Below are 20144 nucleotides of genomic sequence, written 5' to 3'. Positions count from 1 at the left end.
TCCCCTATCCCTTGACCGCGCCCTGCAGCGCGAACGAACCGCCGATGCCGCGCGACACGAGCACGTACAGCGCGATGACCGGCAACGAGTACAGCAGCGAGAAGGCGGCGAGCTCGCCGTAGGCGACCGTGCCGTACTGGCCGAAGAAGCTGTAGATGCTCACGGCGGCAGGTTGCTTCGCCGGGCTCAGCAGCAGGATGAACGGCACGAAGAAGTTTCCCCACGCCTGGATGAACACGAAGATGAACACCACCGCGATGCCCGGCCGCATGAGCGGCACGACGATGCGGCGCAGCGTGCCCATCGCCGAGGCGCCGTCGACCCACGCCGCCTCCTCGAGCGAGACGGGCACGGAGTCCATGAAGTTCTTCATCATCCAGATCGCCATCGGCAGGCTCGTCGCCGCCATGAAGAACGTGACCGCGGCGAGGTTGTCGAGGTAGCCGAGCCGCACGAAGAGGCTGTACACCGGCACCATGATCGCCGTGATCGGCAGGCACGTGCCGAACAGGATCGCGTAGAGGTACGGCTTGTTGAACCGCGACTGGTACCGCGAGAGCGGGTACGCCGCGAGCACCGCGACGAGCACCGTCACGATCGCGGTGCCCGTCGAGAGCAGGGTGGAGTTCCAGAGCGGCAGCAGGGTGCCGTCGAACGTGAGCACGGCCTGGTAGTTCGCGAGGGTGAACCCCTCGGGCACCTCGGTGCGCTGGCTCGGCGACGTGTCGATCGAGGCGAGCACGAGCCACGCGAGGGGCACGACGAAGCAGAGGCCGATGAGCACGAGGGCCAGGTTGCGGGCGAGGGATGCCGCGGCACGGCGCGGCGACGCGAGGTTCACGTGTCACGCTCCGGACGCAGCATCCTGATGTAGCCCACCGAGAAGATCGCGCCGACGACGATCATGACGACCGCGATGGCCGAGCCGTAGCCGATCTGCTGGAACTTGAACGCCTCTTGATAGGCGAAGACCGGCAGGGTCGAGCTGGCCATGCCCGGGCCGCCCTTCGTCATCACCCAGATGAGCGTGAACACGGCGAGCGTCTGCAGCGTGATGAGCATGAGGTTCGTCGCGATCGACGAGCGGATCATCGGCAGCGTCACCCACCAGAGCCGCTTCGCACCGCCCGCGCCGTCGACGATCGCCGCTTCGGTGATCTCGGGCGGCACGTCGTTGAGGGCGGCCTCGTACACGAGCATCGAGAAGGCGGTGCCGCGCCACACGTTCGCGAGGATCACGGCGAGCATCGGGAAGTCGAACAGCCAGTTGGGGCCGGCGATGCCGATCGCGGCGAGCAGCTGGTTGAGGGTGCCGTCGTCGGCGAAGTACGCGTACGCGGCGAACGCCGCGACGATCTCGGGCAGCACCCACGCCGCGACCACGGCCGTGCCGACGACGGCGCGCACGACGCGGTTCGCCCGCGTCATGAGGATCGCGAGCCCGAGGCCGATGAGGTTCTGGCCGATCACGGCCGAGCCGAGCACGAAGACGAAGGTGAGCAGCAGCGACAGCGGGAACGCGCGGTCGGTGAAGAGGTCGACGTAGTTGTCGAGTCCGACCCACTGGGGGTCGCGCGCCGCGCGACCGGTCAGCGCGGTGTTCGTGAACGAGACGTAGAATGCCCAGACGACCGGGCCCACCATGAAGAGGGCGAGCAGCACGATCGACGGGGCGACCGGCAGCAGGCGCACGAGCGCCCGCCGGCCGTGCCGAGGCGGTTGCCGGCCGACGCGGAAGTTCGGGTCATCCCGCGTCGGCCGGCCGCCATCGATCGGCGGCGATGAGACCGCGACCATGCTCCTAGCCGGTCACGTTGTCTTCGCCGACGATTCCGACCACCGCCTCGTCATAGGCGGCGGCCGCCTCTTCCGGCGTCATCTGCCCCGTCATGACGGCCTCGGTGGCCGCCTGGATCTCAGCCGAGATCTGGGGATAGTCGGCAGTCGCCGGCCGGAAGTGCGTGGAGGTCACCAGGTCGGTGAAGAACCCGATGAAGGGGTTCGCCTCGAGGTACGCCGGGTCTTCGGCGACGTCGGTGCGCACCGCGATCTGCGAGTTCGCGATGTTGTAGTCGAGCGCGTTCTCCTTGTCGAGCGCCATCGCGAGGAAGTCGAACGCCGCGTCGGGGTTGCCGCTGTTCGCGCCGACCGCGAGGGTCCAGCCGCCGGAGAGGCTGACCGCGCCGTCGCCCTGGCCGTTCTGCGTCGGGAAGGCCGCGACGCCGATGTCGTCGACGTACTCGGGCCAGGCGTACTGGCCGCCCTCCATCCAGAACGACGGCGACCAGGAGCCCTCGATCGTGCCGCCGATCTGGCCGTTCGGGAACCACTCGCCGAACAGCTTCTGCCACATCGAGCCGTCGAGCGCGACGTCGGGAGCGGGCGCGAGGCCCTCGGAGTACAGCGTCTCGATGAAGGCCAGCGAGTCGACGAAGCCCTGCGAGCCCGTGACCCACTTCTTCTCGTCGGCGTCGTAGAGCTCGTCGTCGGTGCCGTACATCAGCATGCCGAAGCCCTGCATGACCGAGCCCTCGCCGGCGGGCTTGCCCGAGTAGACGTTGAACGCGACCTTGTCGGGCGAGGCGGCGTGCACCTTGCGGGCGGTGTCGAGGATCTCCTCCCACGACTTCGGCTCCCACGGCAGGGCGACGCCGGCCTCTTCGAGCACCGACTTCGAGTACCAGATGCCGCGCGTGTCGGTGCCGAGCGGCACCGCGTAGACGCTGCCGTCGTCGGCGCGGCCCGCCTCTTTCGCGCCCTCGTTGAACTGCGACCAGTCGCTCCAGTCGGCGAGGTACTCGTCGAGGTTCAGGAGGTAGCCGGCGTCGACGTCGCTGCGCACCTTGAACGTGTCCTCGTAGAAGACGTCGGGTGCCGTGTCGGGGCTCTGCTGCATGAGCGCGAGCTTCGTGCCGTAGTCGGCCTCGTCGGCGACGATCGGCTCGAGCGAGACCGTGATGCCCGGGTTCGCCTTCTCGAACTCGGGCTTCACCTTCTTGAAGAGGTCGTCGAGCGCGACGAACGCGTCGGTCTTCTGGTAGACGATGCGGATCGTGTCGTCGTCACCGCCGCCCGAGTCGGCACTGCAGCCGACGAGGGCGACGGTCGCGGCGGTGACGACCGCGAAGGCGAGGGTGGCGCGGGTGCGGTGCATGGTCTCGTGCTCCTTTGCTCGAGTGCTTGCAGGCGGTTCGGGCGTTGTCGGGTGGTGCGCGTGATGGTGCTGACCCGCTGGGGCATCGGGACTCATGTGGGCGTGCGGAAGCGACACGCCCCGTGGAGACCGTCGGCTCCCCCGAACCGCGCTCCGCGGGGCGTTCGCGTTCCCCACCTGCACATAGTAAATCGAATGGAGTTAGTCGGCAAGGGGCAATTTGTCCGGTGACGTTGGTTCCGAGACGCGTCGCCGCGCCGCGGCGGCGCTCCTCAACCAGCTGGTGGATGCCGCCCCTCCGTCGGGGCGCCCCTCACCCCACTCGCGTCTACCCGAGCAGCAGCCGGGTCGCCGAGGGCGTGAAGCTGCGCTCGAGCACGAGGCTCGCCGCGCCGATCGCCGCGACGTCGTCGCCCACTCCGGTGCCCGCGACCTCGATCCTTCGCAGCGCCGCCGTCGCGCTGTACTCGTCAAGGCGCGGCGGAATGCGCTCGAGGTACCGCGCCTCCAGGCGCGCCCAGAACGGCCCGCCGAAGACGACGCGGTCGACGTCGAGCAGGTTGGTGAGCACGGCGACGGTGCGGGCCGTGCGGTCGGCCGCGCGGTCGAGGATGGCTGCCGCCGAGGCGTCCCCAGCGGCCGCGGCTTCGCAGAGCAGGTCGAACTGGGCGTCGATCTCGCGGGGCGTCTCGTGCGGGGCGGGCGCGAGCACGCCCGCGTCTTCGGCCTCGTCGACCATCGCCTGCGGCGTGATGGTGACCGCGATGCAGCCGCGCTGGCCGCAGAAGCACGGCGGCCCGTCGGGATCGGCGACGATGTGGCCGATCTCGCCCGCGTTGCCCGAGACGCCGCGCATGAGCTCGTCGTCGAGCACGAGGCCCGCTCCGATGCCGGTGCCGATGTAGAAGAAGACGAACGATCCGGTGCCGCTCTCGCCACCGACCCACGTCTCGGCGACGGCGGCCGCCGTCACGTCCTTGTCGACGAGTACAGGTAGGCCGGTCGACCGCTCGAGCGCGTCGCGCAGGGGCACGCGGTGCCAGCCGTGCAGGTTCGGCGGGTCGACGATCGTGCCGCGCTCCTGGTCGATGGGGCCGGGGGCGGCGAGCCCGAGGCCGACGATCTTCTCGCGGGCGATTCCGGAGTCGGCGACGAGCTGCTCGAACCGGTCGTCGATGCGGGCCATCACGTGATCGGGGTCGGCGGCCTTCGGCGTCTTCAGCCGGCTGTGCGCGACGACCCGGCCGGTGAGGTCGAGCAGCACGAAGGTCATGACTGCGGGGTCGATGTGCACGCCGGCGGCGTAGAGCCCGTCGGGGTTCAGGCGCAGGATCGTGCGCGGCTTGCCGAGCCCCGCCGCGCTCGTCTTGCCCGCCTCGACGATGAGCGCGTCGTCGAGCAGGCGACGGGCGATGTTGCTGACGGTCTGCGTCGAGAGGCCGGTCATCTCGACGAGTTCGACGCGGCTGCGACCCTCGGGCGCGCGGCGGATCGCATCGAAGATGACCGAGCGGTTGAAGTCGCCCATGCGCGGCAGGTTGGTACCGCGGCGGGCGGCTGGGGCGGATGCCTGCGGCTGCGCCGGCGAAGCCGGGTCGGATAGCGTGGGTGTCGGAGCCTGTGCCATCTCGTGCCCCCTCCCCACGGGTTCGCTGCATCGCGAACCGCCTCCTCCGAGTTTGTCACATCGATGGAGAAATTGGGAGGGAGCGCTCTCACTATCTCGCCCGGTCGGTCGAGCAGGCGCGCAGCGCCGTATCGAGACCACCCGGTCGTGGTCTCGACACGCTCCTTCGTCGCTCCTCGACCGACAGAGCGCGCAGCGCCGCCTACTGCTCGCCGAGCAGCATGCCGCGTTCGGTCGTCTGCCGACGCAGCGCGTCGAGGTACTCGGCGTACGCCTTCTTCGTCTTCGAGTAGCCGATCGCGCCGCCCTTGACCGCGCCGAGCCCGGTCCCCTCGTCGAAGCGCAGCCAGGTGTTGCCGTACTGGTCCACCCCGATGTCGAACGTGAACGAGATGTGGAAGTTCTTGCCCGCCATCGCGCCGAGCAGCATCGTCTTCGAGAAGTCGCCGCGCTCGAGCTTGATGCTGCCCGGGGTCGGCTGCGTCGCCTCGTAGCCGAGGCCGCGCGAGATCTCGATGACGACGGGAACGGTCTGCTGGTCGTTGCCGGAGAGGATCAGCTGGGTCATGGTTCAGGCTCCCTGGTTCGGGTCGGTCGGCGGGACGGGCGGAGCGGGCGGAGCGGGCGGAGCGGGCGGCACCGGAGGGGCAGGCGGCTCCGGTGCGGCCGGCGCGGCCGGTGCGGCCACTGCGGGCGGCGCGGCCGGAGGGTACGCGGCCGGCTGCGGCGGATACGACTGCGCCTGCGCCGGGGGCGCACCGGGGTAGGGCTGCGCCTGCGCCGCGCCGGGATACGGCTGTGCCTGCGGCGGGTAGGCGTAGTACCCGGCCTCGGGCAGCCACGCGGCCGGCCCGCGCCAGGGCTCGGTGCGTCCGTAGCCCATGAGCGCACCCCAGATGAGCGGCAGGAAGACGTACAGCACCGTCCAGCCGGCCGATCGACCGAAGCCCTTGTTGATGCGGTTGACGGCCATGATCAGGAACACGAGCGCGACGATGTTGCCGAACGGCACGAACGAGAGCAGCGCGATCCAGCCCTGGAATCCGGCGATCTCGAGCACGCGCCACGAGCTGTACACCGGCACCCAGGCCGGCCATCCCTCGTTGCCGGTCTTGACGAAGACCTTCGAGAGGAAGATCGCCATGAGCACGTAGGTCGCGATCGCGAAGACGAAGAGCAGGCCGTAGAAGAGCATGAGCGGCACGAAGACGGCGAACACGTCACCGGGGTTCGTCTGCGATTCGGTCAGGAACATCTCGGTCACTCCACGGATTCGGCCGGCACGACGCCGACGGTCAAGAGGTCGGTCGCGGCGGCGACGGTCTCGGGCAGCTGCTCGGCCGCGTCGCACTCGGCCGAGATGATCACGGCCTCGCCGACATCGGTGATGCTGCGCGCGATCACGGTGTAGTACCGGTCGCCCTCGAGGTCGATCGCGACGGCATCGGCGACGCCGGTCTCGACGCCGTCGCCCGAGACGAGCGCGACGTCGTACGCGTTCGCCCGGTCGACCGTCGTGCCGAAGGTGGAGTCGATGAGCGTGAGGCTCGCCGACCGGTCGTCTTCGCCGGTGAGGTCGGAGCCGTCGCTGCCGTTCGTGTACCAGACCGAGCAGCCGGTGGCGGCGTTGTCGTACGTCATCGACGTGCCGTCGCTCTCGCCCGCGGTCCACGCGTCGTCGCCGGGGAAGCTCGAGGCGAGCGCCAGGTAGGCGTCGCCGTCGAGGTCGACGTCCCACGGCAGGTCGATCGGCAGGTCGCCCGCGGCGAGCGGGTCCTCCGCGAGCGGGTCGCTGCTCGACCACTCGTCGCCGGAGCCGCCGGTGGTCCAGGGCAGCTGCGCGAGCGCGACGATCATCCAGATCGCGAGCAGCGGGATCATCACGATCGGCAGCGCCGACACGATGATCGCCGCGGTGAGCGCCCCCGCGAGTCCCTTCGGACGCTCAGCACCGGGAGCCGGCTGACCGGGCTCGCCCGGCACGGGCGGCTGCGCGGCGGGCGGTTGCGCCGGCGGCTGGGGTACCGGGGGCACCGGCGCGGACGGGTCGAACGTCACGAGTCCTCCAACGGATTCCGTGCCGGACAGGGCACTGGGATCAGATGCTACTGTCCACCGCCCACTTGCACGATGGGGACCCCTGCCCTTCTCGAACCTCGTCGGTTGAGCAGCGCCGCCTCAGGCGACGCGTATCGAGACCCCCGGTGCGATAGGGGGTTTGGTGTCGATACGCGTCGTCGCTCCGCGCCGGCGCTGCTCAACCGGCGGAGGTGATGCGCTTCGCCTTCGCGAGGTTGGCGGCGAGCTCGTCGCGGGTCTGCGCGCCGGACTCGTAGGCGGGCTGGTCGCGCTCGACCCGCCAGCTCTCGTCGAGCGGCCCGACGTTCACGGTGTCGAAGCCGAACTCGTCGTAGAGCGAGGTGACGAAGGCCGCGGCATCCTCGTGGTCGCTCGCCGTCGCGAGCGCGCGGCGGGCCGGGTCGCCGGCCGGGCGACCGTCGGTCGTGATGTCGGCGGCCGTGATGTGGTTGAAGCCCTTCGCGACGTGGCTCGTCGCGAGGTGCTTCTGCAGCATGCCGGTGACGGTGTCGCGGCCCTCGTCGAGGGCGGGCACGTGGCCGTCGCGCTCCCAGTAGTAGTTGTCGGTGTCGATGACGATCTTGCCCGCGAGCGGCTCGACCGGAATCGACCCGTACGCCTTGAACGGCACCGTGACGACGGCGATGTCGGCGGCGGTCGCGGCGTCGGTGGCGGTGGCGGCGCGGGCGTGCGGGCCGAGCTCGGCGATGAGCCCCTCGAGCGTCTCAGGTCCGCGGGAGTTCGCGATCACCACCTCGTATCCGCTCTTGACGGCCGCGCGGGCGACCTGGCTGCCGATGTGTCCTGCACCGATGATTCCGAGGGTGGTCATGGTGAGTGCAACGCCCACGCGCGCGGGTTGTTCCCGTGGCTTCGATACGGGCCGTCGCTCCGTATCGCCCCTACTCAACCGACGGCTGCGGTCGTAGGCTGACCGCATGGCTGCCGCTCTGGGGGATCCGGTTCGTCACGCACTCGAGTCGGTGCTCGATGCCGTGCGAGATCGCGCCGACGGGGCGGTCGCGTCGTACATTCCCGAGCTCGCGAAGGTCGAGCCCGACCAGCTCGGTGCGGCACTCGCGAGCACGCACGGGGTGGTGCACGAGGCGGGCGACGTCGAGGCGGAGTTCACGATCCAGTCGGTGTCGAAGCCGTTCGTGTTCGCGCTCGCGGTCGACGCGCGGGGGCTCGACGAGGTGCGCACGCACGTCGACCTCGAACCGAGCGGCGAACCGTTCAACGCGATCAGCCTCGACGAGGCATCCGGCCGCCCTCGCAACCCGATGATCAACGCGGGCGCCATCGTCATGACCTCGCTCATGGCGGGCGACACCGCCGACGAGAAGTTCGCCGCCGTGCTCGCGGGCATCGAGCGGTTCGCGGGCCGCGACCTGCGGGTCGATGAGGACGTGTACTCGTCGGAGGCCACGACCGGCGACCGCAATCGCGCGCTCGCCTACCTGACCCGCTCGGCAGGCACCCTCGGGTCGGCGGTCGACGTGGCGACGCTCGCGTACTTCCGCCAGTGCTCGATCTCGGTCAACGCCCGCGACCTCGCGATCATGGCGGCGACGCTCGCGACCGGCGGCGTGAACCCCGTGACGGGCGAGCGCGTCATCAGCGAGGATGCCGCGCGCTGGACCACCGCGGTCATGACGAGCTGCGGCATGTACGACGAGTCGGGCGACTGGATGGTGCGGGTCGGCCTGCCCGCGAAGAGCGGCGTCGGCGGCGGCATCGCGGCCGTGCAGCCCGGGCAGTTCGGCATCGGCACGTTCAGCCCGCGCCTCGACGCGCGCGGCAACAGCGTGCGCGGCGTCGCGACGCTCGAGCTGCTGTCGCAGCGGCACGGCCTGCACATGCTGCAGCACCACGGGGCGCCGCTGTCGCCGATCGCGTCGCTCTCGCGCGACGGATCGGACGGCTCGGGCGACACGGTCGCGATGCTGCGCGGCGAGATCCTCTTCTCGGAGGCCGAGGAGATCGTGAGCCGCCTCGCTCCCCTGGTCGGCGATCATGGATGCCTCGTGCTCGACTTCACCGCGGTGACGAGGGTGGCCGCGGGCTCGCGCAAGATCTTCAGCGCCCTGCCCGAGACGATGGGCCGACTCGACGACGGCCGTCCGCGCGTCGAGGTGCGCGACCCCGACGGGGTGCTCGCCGGCCCCGCCGCCGGTTGACGAGCGCCCGACGAAGTCGGACGCGTATCGAAGACCGCCCCGAACAAACTCAGGACGCGGGAATGAGCTTCACCGCGAGAAGCTCGTCGACCTCGGCGCGCATCGCGGGCACCAGTGCTCCGTCGTCGCACTCGATCGAGTAGCTCACGCCTTCACCGGTGCTCGGAAACGCCCGCGCGACGACGACCCCTGGGCCGAAGGGCGCAGGCATGTCGACGGCGACCGCGTCCACGATGCCGGACTGCACTCCGTCGCCGACGCCGACCATCCGGGTGTCGTGGACGTCGCCTGCGGGAACGTCGAAGTAGACGGACAATCTGAGGAGGTCGACGCTGGCGACTCGATCGCCGTGGGTGGCGTCGATGCCGGTCAACGGCTGGTTCCCGAATGCGACGCGGCATCCGTTCTCACGGTGCTCGTACTCTCCCGATGTTCCGGCGCTCCCGATCTCCCGCCAGTCCGGCGAGCTGGGGAACGAGTTCTCGATCCAGGTGTACGCCTCACCGCCGAGCTGCACGTCCCACGGAAGGTCCCGGGGGATGATCACGGGTGACAGGGGCGGCGTTGACTGCTCGGTCGCCATCGGCGTCGGCTCCGCCGGCGTCGGCGGCGCCTCAGCGGCGGGCTTCGCGTCGGGAGATGCCCCCGGGAGCACCGAGGTGAGCGCGATCTGAAGGAGGTCGTCGACCTCGCCGCGAGCCGCATCGAGTTGCACCTCGTCGGGACATTCGACCGTGTAGACGACGCCCTCGCCGATGCTCGGGAACGCCCGGGCCACCGCAACGCCCGACCAGCCGCCCTCGCTCAGGTCGACTTCGACCGCATCGGCCCGGCCCGGTCGTGTGCCGTCGGCCCTGATGGTCGCGATGGAGCCGTCGGCCACGTCGGCGTCGGCGGGCTGGAGTTCGAGCGCGTAGCCGAGCAGTCCGACGCTCGCGACCCGGTCGCCGTGGGTCACGTCGATGGCTTCGAGAGGTCCGTTCGCGAACCAGACGAAGCATCCGGTCTCGAGGTTCTCGTACGCGATGTTCGTGAAGTTGTAGTCCGGCTCGTTCGCGTCGCCCGTCTGCTCCCACGCAGGATCGGTGGGAAACGAGTCGACCATCCAGGTGTAGGCGTCGCCCCCCAGTCGCACATCCCAGGGCAGGTCGTCGGGGATCACGGCGGCGAGCGGGCTGGCCGGCCCCTCGGCCTCGACGGGCATGACGGGCCCGGCGGCCGCGCCGGTGGACGCGGTCGATTCGGCGACGACGATGGCCGCCGCCCAGCTGATGACTCCGACGAACCCGAGCACGGGCAGCGTGGAGACGATGATCGCCGCGGCGAGCGCGCCGCCGAGCCCCTTCGGGCGGGCCGGCCGCTGCGGGGCCGACGTGGGGGTTCCGGGCGGCGGGTACGTGGGGTACGGCTGGATGAGCGGCGCTTGAGACGCGGGCGGACGCGGAGGCAGGTCGGGCGGCTGCCAGGCCGACTGCTGCGGTGGAGTCGGGTCGTCGGTCACGGGGTTCTCATTCGGGTCGGAGCGTGGGTCGCTGAGGATCGATCGTAACCGTCCCGCCGGGTTCGAATCGCTCGAAGAACGGGCACGGGTATCGAGGCCCGAGCCGCAGCCGGCTCGACCCGACGACCGGCGGCGGGGAGTCACCGACGCGGGGCCTGTGGACAAGTGGACTTGTGACCGCCAAGGGTGTGGAAATGTGGAATTGTGGCTTGCCCACGTGTGGTGATGTGGTCATGTGGCCGCCCGCACGGAGGCGCTCGTCCAGCGCCGATCTGCGCGCACTGCTGTCACCGGCCACGGCGTCCCTGCCGGGCTGCGTGACGAGCGTCCAGCGCGCCGAGGCGGTGGCGGATGGTGAGCAGCAGTGCGGCGACGCGGTCGCGATGGTGCGGCTCGAGGTCATCGGCGGCCTCGAGGACGGCGGCCTTCTGGGCGAGCGAGCGGATGCGGCCGACGAGGTCGCGTCGCCAGTCCTGGTACAGCTCGTCGGGGCGGGAGGCGAGCCGCTCGAAGCGGTCGTCGATGAGGGCGAGGCGGAGTTCGAGCCCCTTGACGTCGGCGGCGAACCGGGTCAGGTCGGCGCGGCGACGCACGGTCGCGGCCTGGCGGGCCTCGGTTGCGGCGAGCTCCGCAGCGGTGGTGGTCGGGCGGGCGGGTGCCAACGTCGGCACCGTGCGGGAAGAGTCGAACCCCATGGTCGTCTCCTGAAGTGACTCCGGGCTCAGCCGAAGATCACGACGCTAGACGGGGCCTCCGACATTCGGGTCGAGGTTGGCAACGGGTGCTTGCGTTCGGTACGCGTCGCCGCTTCGCGTCGGCGCTCCTCGACCAGCGGGCGGGGTGGGGGTTCACAGCGCCGCGCGACCTCACGAGAATCGGACCATGGCGATGGGCTGGTTCAAGCGGGAGTGGCTGACGTTCATCCAGCACACGCTCAACCGGCTCACGCTCTGGATGGCGCGGCACGGCGCGGGTCCGTTCGCGCTCATCCGGACCACGGGGCGCAAGAGCGGCCGCACGTACGAGACGCCGCTCGTGCTCGCCCGCGTGCCCGAGGGGTTCGTCGCTGAGCTCACGTACGGGCCCGAGGTGAACTGGTACCGCAACGTCGTCGCCGCGAACCGGGCGACGGTCGTGTGGAAGGGGCGCGAATTCGAGGTCGTCGGCATCGAGCCGATCGAGACCTCGGCGGGCCTGCGCGCCTTCGGCCCGGCGAGGTCGTGGTTGCTGAAACTGCTGCGGCGGCGGGAGTTCCGGCTGCTGCGCGAGTCGACGTCCGAGCCTGGTTCGCGGACTGGTGGCGGCGAGGCATCCGCGTCGTCGTGAAACGCCGCGCCGCGGCATCCGGTTCGTGGTCGTGAACCGGATGCCGCGGTCATTGCGCCGCGTGCAGGTGCAGGCGGTGCGCGAGGCTGTGCAGGCGCCCGCCGCGCGACCCGCGCTCGGCGCGCTCGACGGCGTGGCGCTCGCCCTCGGTGCGGCGGCGCTCGTTCGCGGCGGCCGCGACCTCGGCGTCGTTGCGGTTGATGGTGGTGGCGATGAAGCCGGCTGCGAGGTCCATGGTTCCGATCCCTTTCGGATGCTTCGCGGCCGTCGTTCCGGCCGCCTGAGATCAGATTCGTCGCTGAGGTACCGGGGTCGTATCGGGCGTGTGCCGTATCTTCACCGAGACGCCGCCCGAGGTCTGCGTCTGAGGTACCTCAGGCCTCGGGGAGGTACCTCAGATCGGGCCGAGAACGGGCGCGACATCCCCTCGCCGCACGCGTGGCAGGTCGGTACGCTGAAAGGTGGAACCGGACCGGAAGGTGGTGAGTTCCATGGATGCGACGAAGCAGTGGAGCGTCACCGTCGACATCGACGAAGAAGAGAACACCACGATGGCTGAGGCCACGGTGCGCACCCCCACGGGTCGGGAGGTGACCGGCGTCGGCAAGGCCGATCGCAACCCACTCGATCCGAACGTGCCCGCGATCGGCGACGAGCTCGCGGTCGCCCGCGCGCTGCGCGATCTCGCCGAGCGGCTGCTGCACACGACCGAGAAGGACATCTCGAGCATCACCGGGCAGCCGTCGCACGTGCATCGATAGCGCACGTCGGCAGCGACCACTGGCCGCGCTCCCCCGCACGCGCTAGCCTCACGCGCATGACCTGGATGCACGGCACCACCTCCGCCGGCGTGCCCTACACGGCCCGTTCAGCGACGCACCCCGAGGCGCCGATCGTCGTCGGCTGGCACCTGCTCGACCCGCCGTCGACGCCCGCCGCGTTGGCCGCCGCGCTGCCGCTCGACGGCCTCGACGCGCACGTGATCTATCTCGGCCTGCCGCTCAGCGGCGAGCGCGCACCGTACGCCGACTTCGAGGAGTTCCTCACGAGCGGCATCGACATGGTGACCGAGTACTTCGGGCCGATGCACGAGCAAGCGCTCGAGGAGTTTCCGGCGGCGCTCGCCGAACTGCGCGGGGTGCTCGGTGCGTCGGATGCCTCGGCGCTGGCCGTGCTCGGCGGGTCAGCCGGCGCGTCGGTGACCGCCGAGGTGTTCGCGACGCATGCGGCTTCGCACGGCATCGCCGCGTGCGTGCTCATGAACCCGCTGCTGCGGCTGCGCCCGATGATCGACGCGATGGCCGAGTTCCTGCCGGAGCCCTACGCGTGGACGCCGGACTCGGATGCCGTCGCCGCTCGCATGGACTTCGTCGCGCGCGCCGGCGAGCTCGCGGCTGCCGACGGGTCGCTGCTCATCATCGAGGGCGCCGACGACGAGCCGCCGTTCATCGACACGACGCGCGAGTTCGAGCGCCTCGGCATCGGCGAGGTGCGCTACGTCGACGGCGTCGCGCACGCGCTCGCCGCCTGGCCCGAGGATGCCGCAGCCGAGCGCACCGACGGGGCGAAGCGCTACGACGCGATCGCGGTCGAGTGGCTCGCCGCGATCCTCGCGGACTAGTGCCACCGCACGGTGTCGAAATCGTGATCTTGGCGCTTCGCAGGATCCCTTAGAGTTGCACGCGATCCGGCGGAGAGAACCGTCCGGATCGCACGCCGTGTCGACGAAGATCCGCGAGGAAGCCAACGATGACCAACAACGCCCCTACCGCTACCCCACCCGGCTGGTACCCGGCGCCCGACGGATCGCCGGTGAACTGGTGGTGGGACGGCGCACGGTGGACACAGCCGCAGCCGCAGCAGGCCCGCCTGCAGCCCGACCAGGGACCGGGTGCGGTGAAGACCATCTCGAAGCTCGCGCTGGTCACCCAGGTGCTCCTGATCGTCTGCGTCGTGCTATCGGTCGCCACCATCGGCGTCGAGGCATTCGGCATCCTCGCGGTCGCCGACTTCCTCAGCGGCGACGACACGACCCTCGACCGGTTCGACCTGTACGACCAGGGCACGTTCGTGGTCAGCATCCTGTCGTCGGTCTTCCTCATCACCACCGGCGTGATCTGGGTGATCTGGCAGTACCGCGTCGCCAAGCAGGTCATCGGCCAGACGCGCCGCGCACCGGGTTGGCACGCCGGAGCCTGGTTCGTGCCCATCATCAGCCTCTGGTTCCCGTACCAGAACATCTCGGACCTCTGGCGAGCCGTCGGGCGAACCCGACCCTCTTGGCAGATCGCCTGGTGGTTGCTCTGGGTCGTCAGCAACTACGTCATCCAGGCTTCGACCCGTCTCTACCTGGCCGCCGAGGATCTCGAAACGTTGCGTGTCGCGATGTGGCTGAGCCTCGCAGGCGAGGTGCTCCTCGTGGCGGCCGCACCGATGGCGTGGCTCGTCGTGCGCGGAATCACCCGTGGCATCGTGCAGCGCGCCGCCGAGCCTGTGCACTCGCTCGCGGCCTGACGACCGCACCGCAACGAATTCGGGAGGCGGGGTGAGCGGCGACGCGCTCACCCCGCCCGCCAGAACTCCAGCTCGCTGATCGACGTGTCGTAGGCGCCTTCGTCGCCGGCACCCGACCACGTGGTCCTGATGGTGAGGGTGACGTGATCGGTCGAGCCCGGCACGACGCCCAAGCGGCGGAACCGCTGGAACGACCCCGCACCGGCATCGCCCAGCACCGACACCCGCGTGCCATGCGCGGTCGCGACCTCGAGCTGCCGCGCCCGCGAGTTCTCGCGGTACAGCGCGTAGGTCTTCGCATACCCGTTCACGATGCAGATCATGCGCAGGTCGGTACCCGGCTCGAGCGTGACCTCGATCCACTCCCCTCGACCGGTACCGTCGGCGCCCTCCGCCCACGCGGTGCCCGCATCGCCGTCGATCGCATCGCCGGCCGGATGCCCGTGCTCCGCGTCGACCGCCATCGGGTCGCTCTGCATGTGGCCCGACGCCTCGACGGCGATCGGCGTCGCGATCACCAGATCGTCCGGATCGTCGCAGCTCGGCTCGGACAGCCACGTCTCGCGCACCACGGGGGTCAGCCACAGCAGCAGACTCGTGACGACCCCGGCGACGACACCCGCGACCACGCCGACGAGCGCCTGCGTGCCGAGCCCTGCCCACCGGTCACGGCGCGCGGCGGGTTCGGCGCCCCCCTCACTGGTGCTGTTGTGCTCGCCCGCCATGCCGACTCCCCCGTCGACTTCAGACATTAGGGATGTCGCGGACCCGCCGAAACCCCCATGTGCGGTGCGTTGGGCGCGACCCTCAGATCCACCCCTGCTGCCACGCCTTCTCGGCGGCCTCGTGCCGCGAGCCGGCATCGAGCTTCGTCATCGCCGACGAGAGGTAGTTGCGCACGGTGCCCTGCGCGAGGTGCAGGCGGTCGGCGATCTGCTGCACGCTCATCACCCCGCGGCTGAAGCGCAGCGCGTCGAGCTCGCGGTCGGTGAGCGGGCAGCGTTCGGCGGTGAGCGCGGCGGCGGCGATCTCGGGGTCGATGTAGCGGCGACCGGCGGCGACGTCGCGGATCACGTGCGCGAGCTCCTCGGCCGGCGTCGACTTCGGCACGAAGCCCGCCACCTTCGTGGCGAGCGCACGCCGCAGCACCCCCGGGCGGGCATGCCGGGTGACGATGACGACCCGCGTCGAGACCTGCGCGAGGATGCGCGCGGCCGCCTCGATGCCGTCGGCGCCCGGCATCTCGAGGTCGAGCAGGCACACGTCGGGCCGCGCGGCGATCGCCTGTTCGACAGCTGCGGCACCGTTGTCGGCGGTCGCGACGACCTCGATGTCGGGCTCGAGATTGAGCAGGGCGACGAGCGCGCCGCGAATCAGGTGCTCGTCGTCGGCGACCATGAGGCGGATGCCTCGTGCGGCGCCGGCCTCGTCCGCGACGGCCTCACCCACCGCGGCGCTGGTGCCACTCGCGCTGCTCATGCCGTCACCTCTGCGCGCACGGGCACGGTGGCCCTGAGCTCGAAGGTGCGGGCCGAGGCATCCTGGTCGTGCTCGAGCGTGCCGCCGACGGCGGCGAGCCGATCGCGCAAGCCCGCGAGTCCTGAGCCGGGCGTGCGCGACCCGGTGGTGCGGGCGGTGGCCGGCGCCGAGGCATCCATGGTCGTGATGCCGTCGTTCGCGATGCGCAGCTCGCAGCGCCCGCCCGTCGTGGCGAGCGCGATGGTGACGGCCGTCGCCTCGCTGTGGCGCAGGATGTTCGTCGTCGCCTCGCGCACGACCGAGGCGAGCGCGCTCTGCGCGGCGGCATCCGCCGGGAGTGCGCCGACCCGCAGCTCGCACGCGGCGCCCGAGGCGGTGAGCACTTCGCGGGCGTTCTCGAGCTCGTCGTCGAAGGCGGCCGTGCGGTAGCCGGCGACGAGCGAGCGGGTCTCTTCGAGAGCCTCCTTCGCGATCATGCGGGTCTCGTGCACGAGCTCGCGCGCGGCTGCCGGGTCGCGCTCGAGCAGGCGCTCGGCGAGCTCGGACTTCAGCGAGATCACCTGCAGGTGGTGCCCCTGGATGTCGTGCAGATCGGAGGCGAAGCGCAGCCGCTCCTGCGTGACGGCGAGCTCGGCGGCCGTGCGCCGGTTGCGGTCGAGCTGCACGACGACCTCCCACCACCAGAGGCTCGTGAGCAGCATGATCGGCAGCATCACGGCGAAGAGGCCGATCATGAAGGTGTTCGAGCCCTGCGGGCCATCGGGAGCCGGCGTGGCGCGCAGTGCGGTGAAGATCGCGATGTGCGCGGCCGTGAGAATCGCGCCGATTAGAAGGGTGAGTCGCCGCTGCGGCTTCGGCAGCAAGGCGGCGATGAGGCATGCCGCGGCCCACAGCGGCACGGCGGCGACGAGTGCGTCGCCCGGGGCGGCGAAGCCGATGACCCAGACGAGTACGGCGGGCACGATGAGCGCCACCGTCCATCCGGGGTGCGGCAGCCCGCCCCCGCGTCCCACGCGGAGGAACCAGCAGTAGCGCAGTTGGGTGGCCGTTGCGATGACCGTGAGCGCCAATACCGCGATCGCCAAGAGTTGGTCGGTCGAGTAGGCGCGCAGCGCCGTATCGAGACCACCGCCCACATTCACAACCGTCTCGAGCATGCTCAGCCCAACGATCAAATCGAAGAACCCGAAGAAGAACACGATCGACCCGAGCGTGTACACCCAGGTCGTGTGCACGCTCCGCGCAGCAGGTTCGGCAGGCATGCGCCCGAGCCTATGCCAGTGACATTTGTCACGCCGGGCGCGTGTGATTCGCACGGGAACGGGTGACGCGGCGGCACTGCCCGGGGTTTCGCACGATTTCGGAGGCTTGATGCATCAGCGCGGTTCGTGCCCTGAGCTCGTCGAAGGGACGCCGCACCCGTTCGTTTCACCTCTTGAAAGGCCCCGTCATGCTCAACGCCCTCCAGGACTTCGCCTCCTCGCTCCCCGACTTCCTCCAGTGGTTCGGGGTGATGCTCATCTCGGCCGTTCCGTTCATCGACTCGTACTTCGGCTCGGTCGTCGGCGTGCTCATCGGGCTGCCGCCCGCGGTCGCGATCGGCGTGGCCGTGATCGGCAACGTGCTCTCGATGCTTGGGTTCGTGTTCGTCGCGAGCGGGGTGCGGTCGAAGGTGGTGGCGGGGCGGGCGGCTGCCGCTGGTGCCGGGGCATCGGCCGATTCGCTCGCCTCTGACCGCTCATCGTCTCGCAATGAGAAGGTGCGCCGCGCATTCGACAAGTACGGCGTCGCCGGCGTGAGCCTGCTCGGCCCGTTCGTGCTGCCCAGCCAGTTCACCTCGGCAGCGATGGTCTCGTTCGGCGCCAACCGCAACGCCGTGATCGCGTGGCAGATCGTCTCGATCGTGATCTGGGGTGTTGCGGCTGGCGTGGCGGCGTCACTCGGGGTGGCGCTGGTTCGGTAGTACAGCCGGAGGTCGGTTGATCAAGCGCGAGACACGGTTGAGCCCACAGCCGTGATCGCTTCTCTCGTCACGAGCGGACTCATTCCGCCTGCCGCAGGTACGTGTAGATCGACTCAGCAATCTTGCGGCCAAGCGGGATGGGCACGGCGTTGCCGATTTGCTTTGCGATCTCAAGCTTGGAGCCGTACCACTTGAAATCATCCGGAAAGCCCTGAAGCCTCGCCGCTTCGAAGTGTGTGATCGGGCGGTCCTCGATCGGGTGGAGGTACCGCCCCTTCTCGGGTTTGAAGAACTCCGTGCGGATCGTCACAGAGGGTGCACCGCTGCGGAGCCGCCCCATGACGTCCCCTGAGCCGGCGTCATGCGAGTCCCACGCCTCGGTAGAAAGGTACTCGAGCACAGCATTTCGATCCACATCGCCGTCCGTAACAACGGCGTGAAACAGTTCAGATTTGCTACGACGGCTTCCCGCCGCCGGCGGCTGCTCAAAGGAGCTGACAGAATGCACGGTGACTCGACGCTCTGTGCTGGCCCCGTTGACCACGACGAAGTGCGCACCAGGCACGTTCAACGTCCCGTCGTCTCTTCTGTGCTCATTCACCGTCTGGAGGATGAGCTCGTCGCCGTCATCAAATCGGCATGCGTATCGGCCGCGGAGGTCCTTTCGATTCCCACCTTTCGGGATAGCGCGATAGCGCGAGAGGGAGATCGGCTCCGGTTTGCGGCCGATGTGAAGGTCAGTGGTCAGGAACGGGCCAGCGAACCTGCCTTCGATTCCAGGGACCTGGCGTGCCTCGACGGCCGGCAGGTCGGCGGCGATTTCCTTGCTTGCGCTCTCCCTGAACAACTCGTCGATGGTCGCCCACGCAGTCTCCTCGCCGCCCGCGCCGGGCGAAGGCGCCGCCCCCTTGAGCCGTGCCGCCCGTCGGAGAGTGTCTCCGGAGTGTGTCGGCTTGGGGTAACTCATCAAGTCAGTAGGCAAACCGGCGTCGGTACGAACACCGATCACGATGGCGCGCCTTCGGGCTTGCGCGGCACCGTAGTTGGCTGCGTTCAGCAAGTAGCGCTTGTCGCGCTCCGACTCGGTCTCACCGGGCTTCGAGCCTGGATCGACGAGGCGGTAGTTCCTAAGGTTCGCCCCACCAATGCGGAACTTCAAGTCACTGAACTCCGCGGATCGGAGGAATCGGTCGACGTTCTCGATTACGAAAACCTTCGGTTGAAGCGCAACAACGATGCGGATGAATTCCTCCCACAGCGTGTTCCTCTCTGGGCGCACCTTCTCGCGGTTGAGTCCTGAGAAACCCTGGCAGGGTGGTCCACCAACCACTACATCAATATCGCCTGGCTCCCAATGCGGCTCCCAGCCCACGATGGTGCGGCAGACAATCTCCGGTGCCTCCAGGCCGCCAAGTCGAGATGACCCGGCTCCAAAATTCGCCGCGTACGAAGCTGCAGCCGTTGGCTCCCACTCGACCGCGCCGACGCTCTGGAACACCGGACCCGCGCTGCCCTCAGGACGGTACTGATGGAACCCCTCAGTCAGGCCGCCACAGCCCGCGAAAAGGTCAAGAACAGTGATGTGGGCGCGGCGGTGTCCCTCTGATGTCACTAGTCAATATTAGCCAGCGCTGTCGGCAGCGAGCGGCCGGACCATCGCAGAGCGATGCTCGCGTGTCGCGCTCGCGGGCCCCTCACCTTAGGCGCGTTTTCCCCGAACCTCTCGCGACGCATATGCGTTGAATGAATGCCTTATCCTTCATTTGTTCTTCGCGAAAGGAAGGCATCCGCCAGAGGAACTGCGATGGAGAACAGCGACCGCCCAGCCCGCCAACGCTCAGCGCGACCGCCACCCGCCGTAGGCTCCAGCGTTTCAACTACCGTGGTTCCTATGCCCAACGTCGGCCCCCACCCAGGGGCATCGAGCCCGGCCGTGAGCCGGCGCATGAGCTCGGCACGGCGACGAGACACGAAGCCGGAAGTCGACGTTCGTCGCGTCTTGCACGCTCGCGGCCTTCGGTACCGCGTCGCGTACCCCGTGCCGGGCATGGTGCGGCGGAGCATCGATATCGCCTTCACCAAGGCGAAGGTCGCGGTGTTCCTCGACGGATGCTTCTGGCACGGATGCCCAGAGCACGGCACTCAGCCACGCGCGAACGCTGACTGGTGGGCCCTCAAGCTCCAGCAAAACAAAGCTCGGGACGCTGAGACGGATGACGTGCTGGAATCCACCGGCTGGCGCGTCCTACGGTTTTGGGAACACGAAGGCCCGGAATCGGTCGCCGACCGCATCTGCTCAGTCGTCCAGGCACGCAACTGAC

General features: G+C 69.5%; 22 protein-coding genes. 7 read left to right on the top strand and 15 right to left on the bottom strand.

Annotated elements, in window-relative coordinates; translation table 11 throughout:
* Nucleotides 1-4 precede the first annotated feature (4 nt).
* The 8 genes from PX701_RS02145 to PX701_RS02110 form a co-directional block, all read right to left on the bottom strand.
* Complete coding sequence (locus PX701_RS02145; RefSeq protein WP_231429918.1) at nt 5-841, bottom strand: carbohydrate ABC transporter permease; 837 nt, start codon at nt 839-841, stop codon at nt 5-7.
* On the bottom strand, nt 838-1797 hold the full coding sequence (locus tag PX701_RS02140; RefSeq protein ID WP_376930528.1) for a carbohydrate ABC transporter permease: 960 nt from the start codon (nt 1795-1797) through the stop codon (nt 838-840). The genes PX701_RS02145 and PX701_RS02140 overlap by 4 nt, the downstream gene beginning before the upstream one ends.
* Before the next feature lie 4 nt (nt 1798-1801).
* Entirely contained in the window at nt 1802-3154 is a 1353-nt protein-coding gene (locus PX701_RS02135; RefSeq protein ID WP_275505349.1) for an extracellular solute-binding protein, read from the bottom strand.
* Nucleotides 3155-3482: 328 nt separating this feature from the next.
* A complete protein-coding gene (locus PX701_RS02130; RefSeq protein WP_231429916.1) occupies nt 3483-4682 on the bottom strand; it encodes an ROK family protein in 1200 nt (399 codons plus the stop codon).
* Between the two features lie 301 nt (nt 4683-4983).
* The gene (locus PX701_RS02125) at nt 4984-5349 is read right to left on the bottom strand and encodes a hypothetical protein (protein ID WP_231429915.1); all 366 of its coding nucleotides are present in this window, start codon (nt 5347-5349) and stop codon (nt 4984-4986) included.
* Between the two features lie 3 nt (nt 5350-5352).
* A complete protein-coding gene (locus PX701_RS02120; protein ID WP_275505577.1) occupies nt 5353-6036 on the bottom strand; it encodes a DUF5684 domain-containing protein in 684 nt (227 codons plus the stop codon).
* Nucleotides 6037-6041: 5 nt separating this feature from the next.
* Nucleotides 6042-6839, bottom strand: coding sequence for a hypothetical protein (locus PX701_RS02115; RefSeq protein WP_275505348.1), 798 nt, complete (start codon nt 6837-6839; stop codon nt 6042-6044).
* Nucleotides 6840-7038: 199 nt separating this feature from the next.
* A complete protein-coding gene (locus PX701_RS02110) occupies nt 7039-7800 on the bottom strand; it encodes an NADPH-dependent F420 reductase (RefSeq protein ID WP_275505347.1) in 762 nt (253 codons plus the stop codon).
* Here PX701_RS02110 and glsA point away from each other — a divergent pair.
* The gene (glsA, locus tag PX701_RS02105) at nt 7799-9040 is read left to right on the top strand and encodes a glutaminase A (RefSeq protein WP_231429912.1); all 1242 of its coding nucleotides are present in this window, start codon (nt 7799-7801) and stop codon (nt 9038-9040) included. The genes PX701_RS02110 and glsA overlap by 2 nt on opposite strands.
* A 49-nt stretch (nt 9041-9089) precedes the next feature.
* Here glsA and PX701_RS02100 read toward each other — a convergent pair whose 3' ends face one another.
* Entirely contained in the window at nt 9090-10541 is a 1452-nt protein-coding gene (locus PX701_RS02100; protein WP_275505346.1) for a hypothetical protein, read from the bottom strand.
* Nucleotides 10542-10828: 287 nt separating this feature from the next.
* Complete coding sequence (locus PX701_RS02095) at nt 10829-11236, bottom strand: hypothetical protein (RefSeq protein WP_275505345.1); 408 nt, start codon at nt 11234-11236, stop codon at nt 10829-10831.
* A 187-nt stretch (nt 11237-11423) separates the two neighbouring features.
* Here PX701_RS02095 and PX701_RS02090 point away from each other — a divergent pair, with 187 nt between their 5' ends.
* Complete coding sequence (locus PX701_RS02090; RefSeq protein WP_275505344.1) at nt 11424-11867, top strand: nitroreductase family deazaflavin-dependent oxidoreductase; 444 nt, start codon at nt 11424-11426, stop codon at nt 11865-11867.
* Between the two features lie 49 nt (nt 11868-11916).
* On the opposite strand, the gene PX701_RS02085 is transcribed toward PX701_RS02090, so the two are convergent.
* A complete protein-coding gene (locus PX701_RS02085; RefSeq protein WP_275505343.1) occupies nt 11917-12102 on the bottom strand; it encodes a hypothetical protein in 186 nt (61 codons plus the stop codon).
* Between the two features lie 256 nt (nt 12103-12358).
* On the opposite strand from PX701_RS02085, the gene PX701_RS02080 reads away from it, so the two are divergent.
* The 3 genes from PX701_RS02080 to PX701_RS02070 all read left to right on the top strand — a co-directional run bounded on the left by PX701_RS02080 (nt 12359) and on the right by PX701_RS02070 (nt 14381).
* Nucleotides 12359-12628 (top strand): DUF1876 domain-containing protein, encoded by a 270-nt coding sequence (locus tag PX701_RS02080; protein WP_275505342.1) that lies wholly within the window; start codon nt 12359-12361, stop codon nt 12626-12628.
* 56 nt (nt 12629-12684) lie between these two features.
* Nucleotides 12685-13488: a hypothetical protein gene (locus PX701_RS02075; RefSeq protein ID WP_275505341.1), complete on the top strand. Its 804-nt coding sequence runs from the start codon at nt 12685-12687 to the stop codon at nt 13486-13488.
* Nucleotides 13489-13616: 128 nt separating this feature from the next.
* A complete protein-coding gene (locus PX701_RS02070; RefSeq protein ID WP_231429906.1) occupies nt 13617-14381 on the top strand; it encodes a DUF4328 domain-containing protein in 765 nt (254 codons plus the stop codon).
* A 47-nt stretch (nt 14382-14428) separates the two neighbouring features.
* Here PX701_RS02070 and PX701_RS02065 read toward each other — a convergent pair whose 3' ends face one another.
* The 3 genes from PX701_RS02065 to PX701_RS02055 form a co-directional block, all read right to left on the bottom strand.
* Complete coding sequence (locus PX701_RS02065; RefSeq protein WP_275505340.1) at nt 14429-15133, bottom strand: NADase-type glycan-binding domain-containing protein; 705 nt, start codon at nt 15131-15133, stop codon at nt 14429-14431.
* Between the two features lie 55 nt (nt 15134-15188).
* Entirely contained in the window at nt 15189-15779 is a 591-nt protein-coding gene (locus PX701_RS02060; protein ID WP_275505576.1) for a response regulator transcription factor, read from the bottom strand.
* Nucleotides 15780-15856: 77 nt separating this feature from the next.
* Nucleotides 15857-17122 carry a sensor histidine kinase gene (locus tag PX701_RS02055; RefSeq protein WP_275505339.1) on the bottom strand — a complete coding sequence of 422 codons (1266 nt, stop codon included), beginning with the start codon at nt 17120-17122 and terminating at the stop codon, nt 15857-15859.
* Between the two features lie 188 nt (nt 17123-17310).
* Here PX701_RS02055 and PX701_RS02050 point away from each other — a divergent pair, with 188 nt between their 5' ends.
* The gene (locus PX701_RS02050) at nt 17311-17823 is read left to right on the top strand and encodes a hypothetical protein (protein ID WP_275505338.1); all 513 of its coding nucleotides are present in this window, start codon (nt 17311-17313) and stop codon (nt 17821-17823) included.
* A 79-nt stretch (nt 17824-17902) separates the two neighbouring features.
* Here PX701_RS02050 and PX701_RS02045 read toward each other — a convergent pair whose 3' ends face one another.
* Nucleotides 17903-19435 (bottom strand): DNA cytosine methyltransferase, encoded by a 1533-nt coding sequence (locus PX701_RS02045; RefSeq protein WP_275505337.1) that lies wholly within the window; start codon nt 19433-19435, stop codon nt 17903-17905.
* A 279-nt stretch (nt 19436-19714) separates the two neighbouring features.
* On the opposite strand from PX701_RS02045, the gene PX701_RS02040 reads away from it, so the two are divergent.
* Nucleotides 19715-20143: a very short patch repair endonuclease gene (locus PX701_RS02040; protein WP_275505336.1), complete on the top strand. Its 429-nt coding sequence runs from the start codon at nt 19715-19717 to the stop codon at nt 20141-20143.
* Nucleotide 20144: the final 1 nt, after the last annotated feature.

The organism is Agromyces chromiiresistens (genome assembly GCF_029167465.1).
In the GTDB taxonomy this organism is placed as follows: domain Bacteria; phylum Actinomycetota; class Actinomycetes; order Actinomycetales; family Microbacteriaceae; genus Agromyces; species Agromyces chromiiresistens.
This window is presented reverse-complemented; position numbering and strand designations above follow the sequence as displayed.

What these genes read in the sequence shown, in the direction of transcription:
- PX701_RS02135 (WP_275505349.1), bottom strand. Translation starts at nt 3,154, where the DNA reads ATGCACCGCACCCGCGCCACCCTCGCCTTCGCGGTCGTCACCGCCGCG.
- PX701_RS02050 (WP_275505338.1), top strand. Translation starts at nt 17,311, where the DNA reads ATGCTCAACGCCCTCCAGGACTTCGCCTCCTCGCTCCCCGACTTCCTC.
- PX701_RS02060 (WP_275505576.1), bottom strand. Translation starts at nt 15,779, where the DNA reads ATGGTCGCCGACGACGAGCACCTGATTCGCGGCGCGCTCGTCGCCCTG.
- PX701_RS02090 (WP_275505344.1), top strand. Translation starts at nt 11,424, where the DNA reads ATGGCGATGGGCTGGTTCAAGCGGGAGTGGCTGACGTTCATCCAGCAC.
- PX701_RS02130 (WP_231429916.1), bottom strand. Translation starts at nt 4,682, where the DNA reads ATGGGCGACTTCAACCGCTCGGTCATCTTCGATGCGATCCGCCGCGCG.
- PX701_RS02075 (WP_275505341.1), top strand. Translation starts at nt 12,685, where the DNA reads ATGACCTGGATGCACGGCACCACCTCCGCCGGCGTGCCCTACACGGCC.
- PX701_RS02080 (WP_275505342.1), top strand. Translation starts at nt 12,359, where the DNA reads ATGGATGCGACGAAGCAGTGGAGCGTCACCGTCGACATCGACGAAGAA.
- PX701_RS02070 (WP_231429906.1), top strand. Translation starts at nt 13,617, where the DNA reads ATGACCAACAACGCCCCTACCGCTACCCCACCCGGCTGGTACCCGGCG.
- PX701_RS02085 (WP_275505343.1), bottom strand. Translation starts at nt 12,102, where the DNA reads ATGGACCTCGCAGCCGGCTTCATCGCCACCACCATCAACCGCAACGAC.
- PX701_RS02065 (WP_275505340.1), bottom strand. Translation starts at nt 15,133, where the DNA reads ATGTCTGAAGTCGACGGGGGAGTCGGCATGGCGGGCGAGCACAACAGC.
- PX701_RS02110 (WP_275505347.1), bottom strand. Translation starts at nt 7,800, where the DNA reads ATGCGGTCAGCCTACGACCGCAGCCGTCGGTTGAGTAGGGGCGATACG.
- PX701_RS02125 (WP_231429915.1), bottom strand. Translation starts at nt 5,349, where the DNA reads ATGACCCAGCTGATCCTCTCCGGCAACGACCAGCAGACCGTTCCCGTC.
- PX701_RS02120 (WP_275505577.1), bottom strand. Translation starts at nt 6,036, where the DNA reads ATGTTCCTGACCGAATCGCAGACGAACCCCGGTGACGTGTTCGCCGTC.
- PX701_RS02040 (WP_275505336.1), top strand. Translation starts at nt 19,715, where the DNA reads ATGCCCAACGTCGGCCCCCACCCAGGGGCATCGAGCCCGGCCGTGAGC.
- glsA (WP_231429912.1), top strand. Translation starts at nt 7,799, where the DNA reads ATGGCTGCCGCTCTGGGGGATCCGGTTCGTCACGCACTCGAGTCGGTG.
- PX701_RS02095 (WP_275505345.1), bottom strand. Translation starts at nt 11,236, where the DNA reads ATGGGGTTCGACTCTTCCCGCACGGTGCCGACGTTGGCACCCGCCCGC.
- PX701_RS02140 (WP_376930528.1), bottom strand. Translation starts at nt 1,797, where the DNA reads ATGGTCGCGGTCTCATCGCCGCCGATCGATGGCGGCCGGCCGACGCGG.
- PX701_RS02055 (WP_275505339.1), bottom strand. Translation starts at nt 17,122, where the DNA reads ATGCCTGCCGAACCTGCTGCGCGGAGCGTGCACACGACCTGGGTGTAC.